The sequence below is a fragment of the Arthrobacter sp. U41 genome (assembly GCF_007679325.1).
Classification (GTDB): Bacteria; Actinomycetota; Actinomycetes; order Actinomycetales; family Micrococcaceae; genus Arthrobacter.
In genome coordinates, this window is record NZ_VEGI01000001.1 from 1,294,721 (window position 1) to 1,311,355 (window position 16,635).

Here is a 16,635-nt window from a genome sequence, read left to right on the forward strand (position 1 = left end):
AGAACGATGACTCAGCACATCTCTGCGCCCGCCGTGTCCACGACACAGTCCGGCGCCCCGGTCACTTCCGATGCCCACTCGAAATCCGTCGGCGCTGACGGCGCGATCATCCTCACCGACCACTACCTGATCGAAAAGCTGGCGCAGTTCAACCGGGAACGTGTGCCGGAGCGCGTAGTGCACGCCAAGGGCGGCGGCGCCTTCGGCACCTTCACCACCTCCGAGGACGTCTCGAAGTACACCAAGGCCGCACTGTTCCAGCCGGGCACCGAGACCGAGATGCTTATCCGTTTCTCCTCCGTCGCCGGCGAGGCAGGCTCCCCCGACACCTGGCGCGACCCCCGCGGTTTCGCCGTGAAGTTCTACACCACCGAGGGCAACTACGACCTCGTCGGCAACAACACCCCGGTGTTCTTCATCCGCGACGGCATCAAGTTCCCGGACTTCATCCACTCGCAGAAGCGCCTCCCGGGCACCCACCTGCGCGACGCCGACATGCAGTGGGACTTCTGGACCCTGTCCCCCGAGTCCGCGCACCAGGTCACCTGGCTCATGGGCGACCGCGGGCTCCCGGCCTCCTGGCGTGAAATGCAGGGCTACGGCTCGCACACCTACCAGTGGATCAACGCCGAGGGCGAGCGCTTCTGGGTCAAGTACCACTTCAAGTCCAACCAGGGCGTCAAGTCCATGACCGGCGACGAGGCCGAGGCCATGGCCGGCGCCGACGCCGACTTCTACATCCGCGACCTCCAGGAGAACATTGCCGCCGGCAACTTCCCCTCCTGGGACCTGCACGTCCAGGTCATGCCGTACGAGCATGCCAAGACCTACCGTTTCAACCCGTTCGACCTCACCAAGGTCTGGCCGCACGGGGACTACCCGCTGATCAAGGTCGGCACCATGGAACTGAACCGGAACCCGGAGAACTACTTCGCGCAGATCGAGCAGGCCGCCTTCGCGCCGTCGAACTTCGTGCCGGGCATCGCGGCCTCCCCGGACAAGATGCTGCAGGCCCGCATCTTCTCCTACGCGGACGCACACCGCTACCGTGTGGGCACCAACCACGCCCAGCTGCCGGTCAACCTGCCCAAGAACCAGGTCAACAACTACAGCCAGGACGGGCAGGGGCGCTACCACTTCAACGCCCCGTCGGTTCCGGTCTACGCACCGAACTCCGTCGGCGGCCCGGCTGCCGTGGAGCCTGCGGTTGCCGGCGGCGGCTGGGAGAACGACGGCGAGCTGACGCTCTCCGCGCACTCTCTGCACGCTGAGGACGGCGACTTCGGCCAGGCCGGCACGCTGTACCGCGAAGTGTTCAACGACGGCGAGAAGGCGCGCCTGTTGGAGACCGTCACCGGTGCCGTCAGCGGCGTCAAGACCCCTGAGATCAAGGAACGCGCCATCCAGTACTGGACGAACGTCGACGCCGAGTTCGGCGCCAAGCTGCGCGCCAACCTGGGCGCAGGCCAGGTCGAGTCCGACGCCGAGGCAGCCAACAAGGTCTGATCCTCAGGCCCGGCCGGGGTAACCCGCGCCTGAAGCACCCCGTTTGGGACAGGGCACCCCGCCGCGAAGATGCGCGGCGGGGTGCCCTTGTGTATCACACGGTGGCCACGCCGCTATAGTCGTGTAAATGAATTCGCGAATCATTTACCTGGTCGGCAGCTCCGGCCACCCCAACTTCGGCGATGAGTTCATTGCCGCTGCGTGGCTGAAATACCTTGCCGTGGCCCGCCCCGACGCTGACGTCTGGCTGGACTGCCCGCAACCCGGCATGGCACAGGTATTGTTCGAGGGCATGCACCCGCGGCTTCGGGTCACCAACACCCTGTGGCGCCTGGTGCACGACAACGCCGAGCACCCCGCCGAAGTGGCGGCCAAGAACATTCGCGAACGTATTGCCGGTTTCGGCACCCCGGCCTACGATCTGGGCATCCTCAAGCTTCGCGAAGCCGGATCCCTGCATCTCATCGGCGGCGGCTACGTCAATGACACGTGGCCGCACCACGCCGGCCTCGTCGTCGGGATGCGCGCCGTCAGTGAGCTGACCGGTGCCAAGCTTTACGCCACCGGACAGGGCCTGATGCCGGCGCTTGCTCCGGCCCCCGCGGAAACTCCCCTGTTCCGGGGTTTCGAGCACGCCCACGTCCGGGACCAGGCCAGCGCCGACGCACACGGGCTGGAGCTGGGCCTCGACGACGCGTTCCTGGGCATCACCGGGGAAATCGGGCGCAACGATGCCCCCGCCGGGCTGTATGTCTGCATCCAGAGCGACATGGCGGATCCCGGACGGTTCCAGGCCGCCGTCGAACTTGCACGGACCGAAGTCGAGGCCGCCCGCCGCCGAGGGATCAAGGCCTACTACGTCGAGGCGATTCCCGGCGTCGACCATGCCGCCTACGAGCGGATGGCAGACCTCATCCCCGAGACCCGGTTCATACCGTTCTCCCAGGTCTGGACCCGCGGCCTTCCCCTGTCTGCCCAGCAGACCTGGGTCACCAGCCGCTTCCACATCCATCTGCTGGCGGCAGCCGCGGGTGCCCGCGGCATTGCCGTCGGTGTGAAAAAGGGCTACTACGACATCAAGCATGAGTCCGTGGCGGCGCTAGGGAGCGGCTGGTCGCTGGCCCTGGACAGCGTCATTCCCGAAATGCCGCAGCAGCCCGGATCCCTGCGGGATGACCTGCCCGCACTCACGGCACGGAAGCGTGCAGAGGCCGGCACTATCTATCCGCCGCTGCACGGCCAGACCGGATCCCTGACCGCCGGGGCCGCCAAGCTTTTCAGCAAAGCCGTGGCCGCTCCGCTGAAAAACAAGATCCGGGCCGGAGCGCGCTGAGAAGACCATGCTGAATGGGCTTCTTGAGCTGCTTCCCCATGCGCCGACCGTTGTTTTCCTTGTAGCCGCATTTTTCCTCCCGGGGCTTCTTGTGCTCCTGCCGCTCCGGACGGGCCTGCCGGCAGCCATCGCCCTCAGCCCGGCCGTCACCCTGCTGATCTTCCTGGCCGGCAGCATCGTGGCGGACACCGCAGGCGTGCCGTGGAATCCCGCCACGGCCGCCCTGGCGGCCGTTCCGCCCGTCCTTGCCGCCTGGCTGGCAGGGCGTCGGTTCAGCTTCCGGACACCCCTGTGGCCAGGCAACCTCGGCTTGCCAGCGAAACTGGCGGTTGGTGCGGGCGTGGCATTCGGTTCCTTGGTGACCTGCCTGGCGCTGCTCCGCGGAATCGGCGATCCTGCCACAGCGTCACAGGGCTGGGATCCGATCTTCCATCTGAACGTGCTGACGTGGATCCAGGAATCCGGCAGCGCCTCGCCATGGGGCGTGGCTCCGATATTCGGCGCCAGCCGGTCCACGTACTACCCCGCCGGCTGGCACAGCGCGGTGTCGCTTGTCCCGGGCGGTGTAACAGAAGCGGCCAACCTGTCCTCGATCGTCATCGGCGGCATGATCTGGCCGGTCGGCCTGATGTTCCTGGCGTCCGCGGTCCTTCCGCGGCACCCAGTGGCATGGGCGCTGACGCCGGTGTTCGCAGCTTCGTTCGTCAGCTTTCCTTTCTCCCAGCTGCTCCGCAGCGGCCAATGGCCCAACGGACTCGCCACCGCCCTGGTTCCGGCCACGCTCGCCGTCGGCGTCCTGCTACTGCGGCACGTAATTTCCACGGAGCGGGCCGGAACGCCGGCCCGGGAACGCGTCCTTCTGGCGGCTGTTCTGGCCGCAGTCCTCGGCGGCTGTGTTGCCGCGCACCCGAGTGCGGTTTTTGCCACCGCCGTTGCCATCCTCCCCTTCGTGGCAGCCGGCCTGCTGCCGCTCGTGGTGCGGGGGGCACGCCGCCGCCCCTGGCTTGCGGTCGCCGCGGCCGGAGCTGTGGCGGCTGCCGCGGTGGCCGTCACCGCCGCGCTGGCCAATTCCCGGCTCCTCACCGGGGTGATGGCCTACAAGCGGGCGGTGCGGGCCGAAGTCCCGGATTCACTGCATCTGGCGTTCTTCGACCTTCCGAGGTTTCCGGCCCTTTCCCCGCCGGCCCCGGACGATTTCAACCTCGCGGTTGGGCTGCTGGTGATGGTCGGCGCTGCCATGGCCGTCTTCATCAGGGAGGCGCGTCCGCTGGCCATCGCCTGGCTCGCCTTTATTGCCCTTTATGTGCTTGCCGCCGGGCCCGAAAACGCGCTGAGGTGGCTGACGGGCTTCTGGTATAAAGACACGCAGCGGATCGCCCCGTTCATCGCGATGACGGGCAGCCTGCTGGCGGCCCTGGCCGTCGCAGTGCTGGCGGGGGCCGCGCATCGGGCAGTGTCGGCACGGCTTCCCTCGGCCCGCACCAGCGGCCGGTGGCCCCTTTCCCAGATCGTCGTCGGCCTGTCCGTGGCCGTCCTGGCCTACGGAACCTACTGGGGATCGGGAGCCTTCCGCTCGGCGGACCGGGTGGCAGTGGCTGCGCACAACTACGTGGTATCCGCCAACCCGGGAACCGGCGCCCTCTCCAGGGGCGAACAGGAATTCATCGAGCGGGCAGGCGCGATGCTGCCGCGCGACGCAGTGGTGATCGGTGACCCCTTCAACGGCGAAACGTACTTCTACGCCCTCACCGGAAGGCGCGTGGTGTACACCCAACTGGGTGCCCCGACGGCCGGGAGTCCTGCCAAGGAACTGCTCCGCAGCGGGTTCAATCGGATCACGACGGACAAGTCGATCTGCGAGGCGGTCCTCAAGGTTGGCGCCACACATTTCTATGAGGACGCTCCTGGGGCGTCCCACGGCAGCATCAGCCTGAAACAGTGGCCGGGTTTCTACAACGTGCCCACCGAGCAGGGATTTGAGAAAGTCGCGTCGGCCGACGGCCGGACCCTGTACCGGATCACGGCCTGCGGGTAGCCTGCTGCGCGGCCGGGGAACGGGGCCGGCCTTCAGCACCCCGTCACGCGGGCCGCGTGGCGGGGCGCTTTTTCGTTTTTCCACATAGGGGGAAGTGCTGCTCGCCGTGAGGCGAGCCGCGTCCCTAGGATGCATACATGACCCCATTTGCAGGCATCCCTGACGCCGCCTTCGAGTTCTATGCGGAGCTGGAACACAACAACAACCGGGACTGGTGGCTTGCTCATAAGGCCACGTATGACTCCGAGGTCAAGGAACCGCTGACAGGGCTGCTGGCGGAGCTGGAACCCGAGTTCGGCGGGGCCAAACTTTTCCGGCCCAACCGGGATATCCGGTTCTCCCTCGACAAGTCTCCCTACAAGACTGCCCAGGGCGCAGTCGCCACCGTTGCCGAAGGCATGGGCTACTACGTCCAGCTCGACGCCGAGGGCCTGCTCATCGGAGGCGGTTACCATACCCACACACCCGCCCAGCTTGCCCGCTTTCGCAGTGCCGTGGACGCTCCCTCCAGCGGGGAAGTCCTGCAGCAGATTGTCGCGGAGGTCCGAGCCCTGGGCTTCACTGTGGAGGGTGAGACCCTGAAGACGGTCCCGCGGGGGTTCGACAGGGACCATCCCCGAGCGGAGCTGCTAAAGCACAAGTCACTCGCTGCCGGAACGCACGTGGGACGTCCGGGCTGGCTCTCCACGCCGGACGCCGCCGGGGAGGTAGCCAGGCGCTGGGACCAGCTCCGGCCCCTGGTCGAATGGATCGGCCGCTACGCCGCACCCTGAGGCGGGGCAGCCGGGTGGGGCCGGATGCGCTGCCGGGCGGGTCAGATGGGATAGACGGGCCTGATGGTCAGCCGGGCCGGATCAGACAGGCCGCGTCAGATGTGTTCGCCGTCGGCGGCCAGGCGCCGGTCGAGGTTGTTGAAGAAGACCAGCATCATCAGGTCAAAGGCTTTGCTGGCTTCCTCGGGTTGGTTGTTCACCACGAAATCGAACTGGAGCCCGTAGAAGGCCGCCGCGAACAATCGGGCATCCGTGTCGGCGAATTCCTCCCGGATGCCCTGAAGCATCAGCCAGTCCCGGGCCTTGTGGTGGAGCATCCTGAAATGTTCCTGCGCTGTTCCCCGGGGTGATTCCGCCACAATGTCCTGCGCCGTCGCCTCAAACTCGAGCCTGGCCAAGTGACGGTTGCGCTGCGCCATGGTCCAGCGCCAGGACTCCAGCAGGAACGCCCGCCACGCTTCCCGGTCAATGTCCCGGACGTCCGTGGCCCGGATGCTGTCGAGCCGGGATTCGATGGTGCGGATGATTTCGTTGACCAGTTCCTCGCGGTGGCCGAAGTGGTACACAAGCACGTAGCTGCTGACCCCCAGCCCCTCGGCCAGGCCACGGAACGTGAGCTCCGCGAGGGTCTTGTCCATGAGGTAGTCCAGAATGGCGGCCAACAGCTCTGCCTTGCGTTCAGGTCGTGCAGGGCGGGCCATAAATCCATCATAGGGAGCGCGAGCGGACTGCGCCTGCCGCAACCGCTCCGGTGGCCAAACGCCGAAGTCGCCGGAGCCGTGCAACTTGCTGGAAGCTTCCAGCGTGTTCCACGGCTCCGGCGACCTCGGTGTCGATCAGGACCGGCTGCGGGCCGTCAGGGGCGGGCGGCCGGGACCTGGTTCTCCGCGGCATCGACGTCGGCATCGGCAGCTGCGCCTCCGGGGCCGTTGACAGAGGCTTTCGCTTCGGCAAACTTCTCGTTCAGCCGGGAGTGCCGCTGGCCGTAGGAGAAGTAGATGGCCACACCGATCACGAGCCAGATAGCGAAGAAGATCCAGGTCTCCACGGCCAGGTTGGTCATGAGGTAGAGGCACAGGGCGGCCGACACGATCGGGAGCACCTTGCCGAACGGCACGCGGAACGCCGGCTTCAGGTCGGGGCGCTTCTTCCGCAGCACCAGGACGCCGATGCTCACCGTCACGAAAGCGGACAGCGTGCCGATGTTGATCATCTCTTCCAGCAGGTCCACGTTGGTCAGTCCCGCGACGAGTGCCACGGCAGCACCGCAGATGACCTGCAGGCGAACCGGCGTCGCGCGGATGGTGCTGGTCTTGGACAGCGAGCGCGGCAGCAGGCCGTCGCGGCTCATGGCCAGCACCACGCGGGAGAGGCCCATCAGCAGCACCATGATCACGGTGGTCAGGCCCACGAGGGATCCGAAGGCGATGATCTTGGCGGCGTCGGTGTTGCCGACGGCCTCGAACGCCGTGGTGAGGGTCGGGTTCTCGGCCTCGGCCAGCTGGGTGTAGGACACCATGCCGGTCAGGGCGAGGGACACCAGGATGTAAAGCACCGTGACGATGGCGAGGCCGCCGAAGATGCCGCGCGGCAGCGTCTTCTGCGGGTCCTTGACCTCCTCGGCGGACGTGGCGACGACGTCGAAGCCGATGAAGGCGAAGAAGACCAGGGCAGCTCCCGCGAAGATGCCCAGCGTGCCGTACTGCGCCGGGGCAGCCCCGGTGAGGAAGGCGAAGAAGGACTGCTTCATGACGTCGGCGGCGCCGGTCCCGCCCGTGGGCTCGGAGGCCGGAACGAACGGAGTGTAGTTTTCAAACTTGACGTAGGTGAAGCCCACGACGATCACAAAGAGGACGACGCCGATCTTGATCAGCGTGAAGATGTTGCCGACGCGGGCGGACAGCTTTGTCCCCAGCACCAGCAGCACTGTGAATACCGCGACGATCAGGAAGGCGCCCCAGTACAGTTCGACACCTCCGAGGGAGATCGACGCCGGGATGTCCACACCCATGAGTGCGAAGACCTTGCTGAGGTAGATGCCCCAGTACTTGGCGATTACAGCACCCGCGGTGAACAGCTCGAGGATGAGGTTCCAGCCGATGATCCAGGCCAGCAGTTCGCCCATGGTCGCGTACGTGAAGACGTAGGCGGAGCCGGCTACCGGAATGGCGGTGGCGAACTCGGCGTAGCACATGATCGCCAGCGCACATGTGACAGCGGCAATGGCGAAGGAGAGGGTCACAGCCGGGCCCGCGAAGTTCGCTGCTGCCTTGGCGCCGACCGAAAAGATCCCGGCGCCGACGGCGACGGCGACACCCATGATCATCAGGTCCCAGGAGCTGAGCGAGCGCTTCAGCTTACGTCCGGGTTCATCAGCGTCCGACATGGACTGCTCGATCGATTTGGTCCGGAATAAGTTCATAGGAAAGTCCACAATCTCGGTAACTTGTTGGAAACAGACCTATCTAGCGTAGTGTCCATCCACTGGACGGCCCGATTTGTCCCACATGTTGAGACGCAGAAACGGGCCCGGCAGGTTTCCCCGCCCGGCCCGATCGCGCCGTTCCAGCCTAGGTTCAGACCGCTCAGACCGGCCAATCCATCAGCGTGGACCGGATCAGGAACCGTTTCCCCTCAGGCGCCTCCACCGAGAACCCGCTCCCCCGGCCCGGAACCACGTCCACGGTCAGGTGGGTGTGGCTCCAATAGTTGAACTGCTCCTTCGACATCCAGAAGTCGATCGGCTGCGGCTGCACGCCGTCGGAAATATCGAACAGGCCCAGCTGCACGTCCGAGTCCCCGGTGATGAACTCCCCAGCCGGATAACACATGGGCGAGGAACCGTCGCAGCAGCCGCCGGACTGATGGAACATCAGCGGTCCGTGCTGGAGCCAGAGCTTGCGCAGCAGCTCCACCGCTTCCGGGGTGAGCGCAACCCGGGAGAAGTCTTCGCCGGGGCGTGTGACTGCAGCATGGAGCTTTGCGTCAGGCATCAGAATCCTTTCTTCATCAGTACTTGATAACCACGCGGCCGTCGATCTTGGCATGTTTCATTTCGTCGAGGACGGCATTCACTTCGGAGAGTTCCCGGGTGGAGACCGTCGGGTGGATCTTGCCCTGAGCGTAGAATTCCAGGGCTTCTTCCAGGTCCTGCCGGGTTCCGACAATGGAGCCCCGGACCGTCAGGCCCTTGAGCACAATCTCAAAGATCGGCGCCGGGAAGTCACCCGGCGGCAGGCCGTTGAACACAATCGTTCCGCCGCGGCGGGCCATCCCGATCGCCTGGCCGAATGCTGACGGGTGCACAGCAGTGACCAGGACTCCATGGCAACCTCCGGTTTCGCGCTGGATGACTTCGGCGGGATCCTCATGCAGGGCGTTGACGGTCAGTTCCGCACCGTGCTTCTGGGCTAGGGCGAGCTTGTCATCGGCTATGTCCACCGCGGCGACACGAAGGCCCATGGCCACGGCGTACTGGACGGCGATGTGGCCGAGTCCGCCGATGCCCGAGATGGTGACCCACTGGCCGGGCCGGGCCTCGGTCATCTTGAGTCCCTTGTAGACGGTCACTCCGGCGCAAAGCACCGGGGCTACCTCGACGGGATCCGAGCCGGCCGGGATCCTGGCCGCGAAGCGCGTGTCCACCAACATGTATTCACCAAAGGAGCCATCAACGCTGTAGCCGGCGTTTTGCTGCGCTTCGCACAGGGTTTCCCAACCAGTGCGGCAGTACTGGCAATCGCCGCAGGCGGACCAGAGCCAGGCGTTGCCGACGAGGTCCCCGACGGCCAGGTCCGTGACCGCCTCACCGAGGGCGACCACTTCGCCGACGCCTTCGTGTCCGGGGATAAACGGCGGGGTCGGTTTGACCGGCCAATCGCCTTCCGCGGCGTGGAGGTCGGTGTGGCAGACGCCGGTGGTCAGTACCTTGACGAGCGCCTCGCCCCGGCCCGGCACTGGAACGGGGAGGGACTGGATCTGCAGGTCCTTGCCGAATTCGGTTACTACTGCGGCTTGCATTGTCGTCGTCGTTGTCGTCGTCATAGCGAAATCCTTGCGTTATGAAGCGTGGGTGCAGCTAAGGCGTGTGCAGTGGGCCGGTGTCCTTCCGCGTCGGTGCACAAGTGGTGCGGGCGGGGCGGATCGATCGTGATCCGCCCCGCCCGGGTTTGTTGCGGCTTAGAAGAAGCCGAGCTTGTTCTCGTTGTAGCTGACCAGGAGGTTCTTGGTCTGCTGGTAGTGGTCCAGCATCATCGAGTGGTTCTCGCGGCCGATGCCTGAGGACTTGTAGCCGCCGAACGCAGCGCCCGCCGGGTAGGCGTGGTAGTTGTTGACCCACACGCGGCCGGCCTGGATCTCCCGCCCGGCGCGGTAGGCGACGTTGCCGTTGCGGGACCAGACGCCGGCGCCGAGGCCGTAGAGGGTGTCGTTGGCGATGCCCATGGCGTCGTTGTAGTCGCTGAAGCGGGTTACGGACACCACCGGGCCGAAGATTTCCTCCTGGAAAATCCGCATCTTGTTGTGGCCTTCGAAGATGGTCGGCTGGACGTAGTAGCCGCCGGCCAGGTCTCCGGGCAGCTCGGCCCGGCCGCCGCCGGTGAGCACCTTGGCGCCCTCCTGCTTGCCGATGTCGATGTAGGACAGGATCTTTTCCAGCTGGTCGTTGGAGGCCTGAGCGCCGAGCTGGGTGTCGGTGTCCAGCGGGTTGCCCTGGATAATTTTCTCCACCCGCGCCACGGCGTCGGCCATGAAGGAATCGTAGATGTCCTCCTGGACCAGGGCGCGGGACGGGCAGGTGCAGACTTCGCCCTGGTTGAAGGCGAAGAGGGTGAAGCCTTCCTGGGCCTTGTCGTAGAACGCGTCGTTGGAGTCGGCAACGTCGTTGAAGAAGATGTTGGGGCTCTTGCCGCCCAGTTCCAGGGTGACCGGGATCAGGTTCTGGCTGGCGTACTGGCTGATCAGCCGGCCGGTGGAGGTTTCGCCGGTGAACGCGATCTTGCGGATCCGGGGGCTGGAGGCCAGCGGCTTGCCGGCCTCGACGCCGAAACCGTTGACCACGTTGAGGACACCGGCAGGCAGCAGGTCGCCGATGAGCTCCATGAGGACCATGATCGAGGACGGGGTCTGCTCGGCCGGCTTCAGGACGACGGCGTTGCCGGCAGCGAGGGCCGGCGCGAGCTTCCAGACGGCCATCAGGATCGGGAAGTTCCAGGGGATGATCTGGCCGACGACGCCGAGCGGCTCGTGGTAGTGGTAGGCGGTGGTGTCGTCGTCGAGCTGGGACAGCCGGCCCTCCTGGGCGCGGACGGCGGAGGCGAAGTAGCGGAAGTGGTCGGAGGCCAGCGGGATGTCCGCGTTGAGGGTCTCGCGGATAGGCTTGCCGTTGTCCCACGATTCGGCGACGGCGAGCATCTCGAGGTTCTCGTCGATGCGGTCGGCAATCTTGTTCAGGATCGCGGCGCGCTCGGCGACGGAGGTCTTTCCCCAGGACGGTGCAACCTTGTGGGCGGCGTCGAGGGCCAGTTCGATGTCCTCGGCGGTGCCGCGGGCGACCTCGCAGAAGACCTTGCCGGTGACGGGGGTGATGTTCTCGAAGTACTGGCCCTTGACCGGGGCAACCCACTCGCCGCCGATCCAGTTCTCGTAGCGGTCCTTGAAAGTGACCTTCGAACCCTCGGTACCGGGCTGTGCGTAGACAGTCATTGCAGCTCCTTTGCTGTTCACGATTGGTGGCGGCCAGGTGTCGGCGCCGCCGTTGCGTTCAGCCTAGGAGCAAGGGGGTTGCAGTCAGGTTGCAGCGGAAGTGACCCGGGTCACTTTCCCGTGAACGGCGTCGGGTCAGGCGCTGAGTTCGGCCTCGAGCCGTTCCAAATCAGTGACGACGGCGGCGCGTTTCGGCGAGCGCGGCGGCAGCAGCTTCAGTGCCGCGATCCGGATCCCGACGTCGTCCCTCGCCTCGGGCAGCTCGGCGTACCTCAGGAGCGACTCGGCGCTGCCGTCCGTCAGCACCGCTTCGCGGAGCAGGGAGGAGACCCGGTTCCGCAGTTCGACGATGCCGGGGGCTTCGGAACGGGGCAGGACGGCGCCGCGGTAGATCTCCAGGGCGATCCGGTGCGCTCCGCGCTGCAGGCAGTTCAGGACCTGCCCGGAGTCCGGCACCAGGTCCAGCGGCAGCCGGTAGGGACGGGACTGCGGTACTGCACCCGGGTTGAGCTGCTGGAGCACCTTGCGCAGACGCACCATCTCGGCCCGCAGGGTCATGGTGGAAGCATCCCCCGGGTACAGCAGGTTGCAGAGCTCCTCGGCGTTGAGGCCTTCCGGATGCATGCTGAGCAGGGTCAGGATCTCGCTGTGCCGGGCCGAAAGCGCCACGGTGCGCCCGTCGATGCTGAGCAGTGCCTGATCCCGGCCAAGGAGCTGGAGGCTATTGCGGTACAGGCTCGTGGCAGCGGGCGCGTCCGCAGTCTTCGGCGCGGCCGGGTTCCGGCGTCGGGCCGGCGAAGTCTGGCGCGCGGCGGCGAGCTGCAGCCGCTCCACACGGAGGTGGGCCTGGGCGGCGGCGACGGTGGCTTCGACAAGTGACAGGGTGTGCGGGGCCACGGCGGACTCGGTGCCGGTGATGTCAACGACCCCCAGGAGGGCGCCGGAATCCGGATCGTGGAAGGGAACGGCTGTGCAGCTCCACGGGTGGACGGAGCGCTTGTAGTGTTCCGCGCCGGAGATCTGGATGCCCCGGCCCAGGGCCAGTGCTGTGCCGGGGGCGCTGGTGCCCACGGTGGCTTCGGACCAGTCGGCCCCGGGAACGAACATCATGCCTTCAGCCCGGCGCTGCATGGCGGCGTCGCCTTCAACCCAGAGGAGCCGGCCCACCTCGTCCCCCACGGCCACCAGCATCCCGCTGTCGTGGCTGGGCAGGACCAGCAGCTTGTGAATCACCGGCATGATGGCCGCCAGCGGGTGCTGCCGCCGGTATTCTTCGAGTTCTTCGCGGTCCATGGCCAGCGGGGCCTCGGGGTTGTCAGGATTGGCCTGCAGCTCGGCCGACCGCCGCCAGGACTCCTGGATGAGGTTGCTGAGACCCGGCAGCCGCAGGTCCTCCGGCAGTCCGCGGCCCCGCGAGTCCAGCTGCTCGTGCCCGGCATGGGCGAAGTGCTGGCGCAGCTCAGCGGTGACCCCGGTTTCCGGATGGAGCGGGCCAGCCGGACGGACCAAATTCCTCATTGAACTCCCACGTCACGCGCGACGGCATGCCGGTGGCAGCCAGTCCGGCCAGTCTAGTGGGCGTTCCGGCCACCCGCCAGAGCGGGGGCACCGGCTCCGCTTCGCTAGCCGCGGGAGATCCGCACCATGTCCTCGCGGGGAACTACCTTGACGCGTTCCCGCACGATCCCGTTGGCGTCCGGGGACGCGGACCACTCCGCGCCGAGGGCCAGCTCGCGGGCGTCGAGTTTGTTCCAGCCTTCCCAGGTGGTGTATTCGATCCCGCGCTGGTCCAGGAGGTCCAGGATCGCCTGCGGATCCGGGTTTTGCGCCGGCGGGAGGCTGAGCCGGTCCTCGAGCAGGAAACCGATGGTCTCCAGCGCGTCGCCCTTGGTGTGGCCGATCAGTCCCACGGGGCCGCGTTTGATCCAGCCCGTTGTATAGATGCCCGGGACGGGATTGCCGTCGGCGTCGAGCACCCGCCCGCCCTCGTTGGGGATCACGCCGCGGCGGGCATCGTATTCGAGCTCGTCCAGCGGCGAGCCGTGGTAGCCGATCGCCCGGTAGACGGCTTGAACGGGGTAGTCGAGGAACTCCCCCGTGCCCTTGACGTTGCCGGTGCCGTCCAGCTGCATGCGCTCGAACTTGATGCCGGTGACCTTTCCGGGGTGGTCGGCGTCGTCGTGTATTTCAACGGGGCTGTGCAGGAAGTGCAGGTGCAGCCGGCGGGAGGACGGTTCCTCGGCCTCGGCGTGCTCCTCGACGAGCCAGTTCGTCAGGGTGTTGACCATGGTGCGGATCTGGTTGTTGCTGCGGATGGCCTCGTCGGAGGCCTCGTCGAATTCGAAGTCCTCCGGGTAGAGGACGATGTCGACGTCGCGGGCGTGGGAGAGTTCGCGCAGTTCCAGCGGGGTGAACTTCACCTGCGCCGGTCCGCGGCGGCCGAACACGTGCACGTCCGTGACAGGGGAGTTTTTGAGCGCCTGGTAGACGTTGTCCGGAATCTCCGTCACCAGCAGCTCGTCGGCGTGCTTGACCAGCATCCGGGCCACGTCGAGGGCCACGTTGCCGTTGCCGATCACCGCGATCTCCTTCGCTTCCAGGGGCCAGTCGCGCGGCACGTCGGGGTGCCCGTCGTACCAGGAGACGAAGTCAGCGCCGCCAAAGGACCCTTGGAGCCCGACGCCGGGGATGTCCAGTTCCGCGTCGTTGATGGCGCCCGTGGAGAAGATCACGGCGTCGTAGAAGGAACGGAAATCGTGCAGGGTCAGGTCGCGGCCGTAGGTCACGTTGCCCAGGAACCGGATGTCGCCACGGTCCAGGACTTTGTGCAGCGCGTTGACGATGCCCTTGATCCGAGGGTGGTCCGGGGCCACGCCGTAGCGGATCAGGCCGTACGGGGCCGGGTACGCCTCGAAAAGGTCGATGCTGACCTCGAAGTCGCCGTCCTTGACTTCATTGGACTTGGTCAGGATATCCGCGGCGTAGACGCCGGCCGGACCGGCGCCAACAATCGCAACGCGGAGCGGACGTTTGGACGTACTTTGAGGCGAAGTTTCGGCCGAGTTGGACACCGGGAACCCTTCTGAGTCTTAGCGGCTGCGCCGGATCACACAGCGCACAATCCCCTTATTCTAAATGTCCGCACCCCGGCACGGGCTCCGGGGTGACTGACGTCGCAGGGATCCGGGCCCCGGCGCCCGGCACATCGGGCCCAAAGGCAGGAATAGGCGCCCCGCGGGTGGTGTTATGGATCTTGTGCCTACCCCCGAGCGTTCCCCCGCCCCAGCCGCGCTGACCCCGCCCGGCGTTGCCGGCACCGGCGCGAACGCGTCGAAGCGTCCGCCGGCCGCCCTCAAGGCAGTGGACACGGACACGACGGCGGGAATCATCTTCGGGATCGGCGCCTACGGCCTGTGGGGACTGATGCCCCTGTACTTCTTCCTGCTGCAACCCGCAGGAGCTGTCGAAATCGTGGCCAACCGCGTGCTGTGGTCGTTGCTGTTCTGCGCCCTGCTGATCACCATCACCCGCTCCTGGCGGGTCCTGGGCGCAGCCTTCCGCAACCGCACGGTCATCTTCCCGCTGGTCATTGCCGCGGTCCTGATCGCAGTGAACTGGCTGACCTACGTCTACGGTGTGACCACCGGGCAGGCAGTGGAAGCCTCGCTGGGCTACTTCATCAACCCGCTGGTCTCGGTCCTGCTGGGAGTGGTGGTGCTGAAGGAGAAACTTCGCCCGCTGCAGTGGGCCGCCGTCGGCATCGGGTTCATCGCCGTGGGCGTCCTGACCGTTTCCTACGGCAAACTGCCGTGGATTGCCTTGACCCTGGCACTGAGCTTTGGCCTCTACGGCTTCGTCAAGAAGCGTGTCGGCCCGTGGGCTGATGCGATCACCAGCCTCACGGTCGAGACGATCGTGCTGGCGCCGGTCGCGGCCACCGCGATGACCATCCTGGCGCTCAGCGGATCCGCGACCCTGACTGCCTACGGCGCCGCGCACTTCTGGCTTCTCGCGGCGTCGGGGATCATCACCGCGGTGCCGCTGCTGTTCTTCGGCGCCTCGGCCCGGCGCCTGCCGATGACGACGATCGGCCTGCTGCAGTACTTCGCCCCGGTGCTGCAGTTCATCGTGGCGCTGGCCGTGTTCAATGAGCCCATGACGACGGACCGCTGGATCGGCTTCGGCGTCGTCTGGCTCGCGCTGCTGGTCCTGACCGTGGACATGCTGCTCGCTGCCCGGAAGAACTCCGTGACCCGCAGGCTGGCCCGTTCCGCCGCCTGAGTCTGTCCAAGCGGCGGAGCGGCCCGACGCCGTCAGTCCTCGGGGCTGGTATCAAACCTCTCGTAGTCCCGCGGGACCACGATCATGGGCACCGGCAGGGCAAGGAGCACCTTGTTGGCCGTCCTGCCGATGAACAGTTTGTTCTTCTCCGCCAGGCGGGACGAACCCACGATCATGATCTCGCCGTCGTCCCATTCGAGGTCATCGATCGCCTCCTCGATGGTGCGCCCATGGGCGACTTCCACCGTGACCTGGTGGCCGGCCGGCAGCCGGTGGGCGGCCGCCGTAAGCACGGTGTTGGCGTGGACGTGTGCCGCGTTGATGTTTTCGCCGCTGTTCCCTTCGACGTCAAGTTCTACCAGCGAGACCAGCCGCAGCGGGACACCGTGGCGTTCGGCGGCTTCAACCGCGACGTCGATCGCCGCCTCCGCGCCCGTGCGCTGGCCTACCGCGAGGGTCAGCCGGGTGATCGGCTCCGTGTGGCGGTACCCGCGGGGTGCCAGCGCCACCGGAACGGGCGAGGCATGCAGGAGGGCGTTGGCCGCGCTGCCGATGGTGTAGCGCTTGAACAGCCCGGCACTGGCGGCGCCCACGACGATCAGGCCGGCCTTGTATTCCACGGCGGCGTCGATGAGGCCGGCAGCGTGAGAGTCGGCCTGGCGGACATGGAACCGGGCATCGAGGTCCTTCGGGACAAGCGCCAGGCCCTCCCGTTCCGCGCTGAGTACCTTCTGCTCCGCGGCGCTGACCCGGCTACCCTCCGGGTTCATCGCGACGTAGGGGGTGTGCCGGTCCACAACGTAGACCAAGTCAAGGTGCGCCCCCTGGGCGCGGGCCAGGGCGGAGGCCAGCGCAACGGCGTCGGCGCCGCGGTCGCTGGGGGTATAGCCAACTACGTATCGCATGTATGAACCCCTTATGGGTCTGTGGCAGAAGCCAGCTTTGCTCCGGGGGTTCCGGGCGACGTCGGCCGGTCTGCGTTCCTGCAGTGGTAGGAACGACTC

13 protein-coding genes are annotated in these 16,635 nt (G+C 66.6%); 5 read left to right on the forward strand and 8 right to left on the reverse strand.

Annotation, left to right across the window (positions count from 1 at the left end; genetic code table 11):
- The first annotated feature begins 6 nt into the window (after nucleotides 1-6).
- The 4 genes from FS787_RS06005 to FS787_RS06020 all read left to right on the forward strand — a co-directional run bounded on the left by FS787_RS06005 (nucleotide 7) and on the right by FS787_RS06020 (nucleotide 5,647).
- A complete protein-coding gene (locus FS787_RS06005; RefSeq protein ID WP_144671307.1) occupies nucleotides 7-1,506 on the forward strand; it encodes a catalase in 1,500 nt (499 codons plus the stop codon).
- Between the two features lie 127 nt (nucleotides 1,507-1,633).
- Nucleotides 1,634-2,839: a polysaccharide pyruvyl transferase family protein gene (locus FS787_RS06010; RefSeq protein ID WP_144671308.1), complete on the forward strand. Its 1,206-nt coding sequence runs from the start codon at nucleotides 1,634-1,636 to the stop codon at nucleotides 2,837-2,839.
- Nucleotides 2,840-2,846: 7 nt separating this feature from the next.
- Nucleotides 2,847-4,874: a DUF6541 family protein gene (locus tag FS787_RS06015; RefSeq protein ID WP_144671309.1), complete on the forward strand. Its 2,028-nt coding sequence runs from the start codon at nucleotides 2,847-2,849 to the stop codon at nucleotides 4,872-4,874.
- A 137-nt stretch (nucleotides 4,875-5,011) separates the two neighbouring features.
- The gene (locus FS787_RS06020) at nucleotides 5,012-5,647 is read left to right on the forward strand and encodes a DUF2461 domain-containing protein (protein WP_144671310.1); all 636 of its coding nucleotides are present in this window, start codon (nucleotides 5,012-5,014) and stop codon (nucleotides 5,645-5,647) included.
- A gap of 95 nt (nucleotides 5,648-5,742) precedes the next feature.
- Here FS787_RS06020 and FS787_RS06025 read toward each other — a convergent pair whose 3' ends face one another.
- The 7 genes from FS787_RS06025 to FS787_RS06055 form a co-directional block, all read right to left on the reverse strand.
- Entirely contained in the window at nucleotides 5,743-6,348 is a 606-nt protein-coding gene (locus tag FS787_RS06025) for a TetR/AcrR family transcriptional regulator (protein WP_144671311.1), read from the reverse strand.
- A 155-nt stretch (nucleotides 6,349-6,503) separates the two neighbouring features.
- A complete protein-coding gene (locus tag FS787_RS06030) occupies nucleotides 6,504-8,069 on the reverse strand; it encodes an amino acid permease (RefSeq protein ID WP_144671312.1) in 1,566 nt (521 codons plus the stop codon).
- A gap of 163 nt (nucleotides 8,070-8,232) precedes the next feature.
- Nucleotides 8,233-8,640 carry a DUF779 domain-containing protein gene (locus tag FS787_RS06035; RefSeq protein WP_144671313.1) on the reverse strand — a complete coding sequence of 136 codons (408 nt, stop codon included), beginning with the start codon at nucleotides 8,638-8,640 and terminating at the stop codon, nucleotides 8,233-8,235.
- Nucleotides 8,641-8,656: 16 nt separating this feature from the next.
- The gene (gene adhP / locus FS787_RS06040) at nucleotides 8,657-9,667 is read right to left on the reverse strand and encodes an alcohol dehydrogenase AdhP (protein ID WP_144672006.1); all 1,011 of its coding nucleotides are present in this window, start codon (nucleotides 9,665-9,667) and stop codon (nucleotides 8,657-8,659) included.
- Nucleotides 9,668-9,826: 159 nt separating this feature from the next.
- Entirely contained in the window at nucleotides 9,827-11,350 is a 1,524-nt protein-coding gene (locus FS787_RS06045; protein ID WP_144671314.1) for an aldehyde dehydrogenase family protein, read from the reverse strand.
- A gap of 135 nt (nucleotides 11,351-11,485) precedes the next feature.
- Nucleotides 11,486-12,868, reverse strand: a complete 1,383-nt coding sequence (locus tag FS787_RS06050; protein WP_144671315.1) for a GAF domain-containing protein — start codon at nucleotides 12,866-12,868, stop codon at nucleotides 11,486-11,488.
- A gap of 104 nt (nucleotides 12,869-12,972) precedes the next feature.
- The gene (locus FS787_RS06055) at nucleotides 12,973-14,421 is read right to left on the reverse strand and encodes an FAD-dependent oxidoreductase (RefSeq protein WP_144671316.1); all 1,449 of its coding nucleotides are present in this window, start codon (nucleotides 14,419-14,421) and stop codon (nucleotides 12,973-12,975) included.
- Nucleotides 14,422-14,596: 175 nt separating this feature from the next.
- Here FS787_RS06055 and rarD point away from each other — a divergent pair, with 175 nt between their 5' ends.
- Nucleotides 14,597-15,631 (forward strand): EamA family transporter RarD, encoded by a 1,035-nt coding sequence (gene rarD / locus FS787_RS06060; RefSeq protein ID WP_144671317.1) that lies wholly within the window; start codon nucleotides 14,597-14,599, stop codon nucleotides 15,629-15,631.
- A gap of 32 nt (nucleotides 15,632-15,663) precedes the next feature.
- Here the strand turns inward: rarD and FS787_RS06065 are convergent, their stop codons facing one another.
- Nucleotides 15,664-16,536 (reverse strand): universal stress protein, encoded by an 873-nt coding sequence (locus tag FS787_RS06065; RefSeq protein ID WP_144671318.1) that lies wholly within the window; start codon nucleotides 16,534-16,536, stop codon nucleotides 15,664-15,666.
- Between the last annotated feature and the right edge of the window lie 99 nt (nucleotides 16,537-16,635).

What these genes read in the sequence shown, in the direction of transcription:
- FS787_RS06030 (WP_144671312.1), bottom strand. Translation starts at nt 8,069, where the DNA reads ATGAACTTATTCCGGACCAAATCGATCGAGCAGTCCATGTCGGACGCT.
- FS787_RS06010 (WP_144671308.1), top strand. Translation starts at nt 1,634, where the DNA reads ATGAATTCGCGAATCATTTACCTGGTCGGCAGCTCCGGCCACCCCAAC.
- FS787_RS06035 (WP_144671313.1), bottom strand. Translation starts at nt 8,640, where the DNA reads ATGCCTGACGCAAAGCTCCATGCTGCAGTCACACGCCCCGGCGAAGAC.
- FS787_RS06005 (WP_144671307.1), top strand. Translation starts at nt 7, where the DNA reads ATGACTCAGCACATCTCTGCGCCCGCCGTGTCCACGACACAGTCCGGC.
- FS787_RS06015 (WP_144671309.1), top strand. Translation starts at nt 2,847, where the DNA reads ATGCTGAATGGGCTTCTTGAGCTGCTTCCCCATGCGCCGACCGTTGTT.
- rarD (WP_144671317.1), top strand. Translation starts at nt 14,597, where the DNA reads ATGGATCTTGTGCCTACCCCCGAGCGTTCCCCCGCCCCAGCCGCGCTG.
- FS787_RS06025 (WP_144671311.1), bottom strand. Translation starts at nt 6,348, where the DNA reads ATGGCCCGCCCTGCACGACCTGAACGCAAGGCAGAGCTGTTGGCCGCC.
- adhP (WP_144672006.1), bottom strand. Translation starts at nt 9,667, where the DNA reads ATGCAAGCCGCAGTAGTAACCGAATTCGGCAAGGACCTGCAGATCCAG.
- FS787_RS06065 (WP_144671318.1), bottom strand. Translation starts at nt 16,536, where the DNA reads ATGCGATACGTAGTTGGCTATACCCCCAGCGACCGCGGCGCCGACGCC.
- FS787_RS06050 (WP_144671315.1), bottom strand. Translation starts at nt 12,868, where the DNA reads ATGAGGAATTTGGTCCGTCCGGCTGGCCCGCTCCATCCGGAAACCGGG.
- FS787_RS06020 (WP_144671310.1), top strand. Translation starts at nt 5,012, where the DNA reads ATGACCCCATTTGCAGGCATCCCTGACGCCGCCTTCGAGTTCTATGCG.
- FS787_RS06045 (WP_144671314.1), bottom strand. Translation starts at nt 11,350, where the DNA reads ATGACTGTCTACGCACAGCCCGGTACCGAGGGTTCGAAGGTCACTTTC.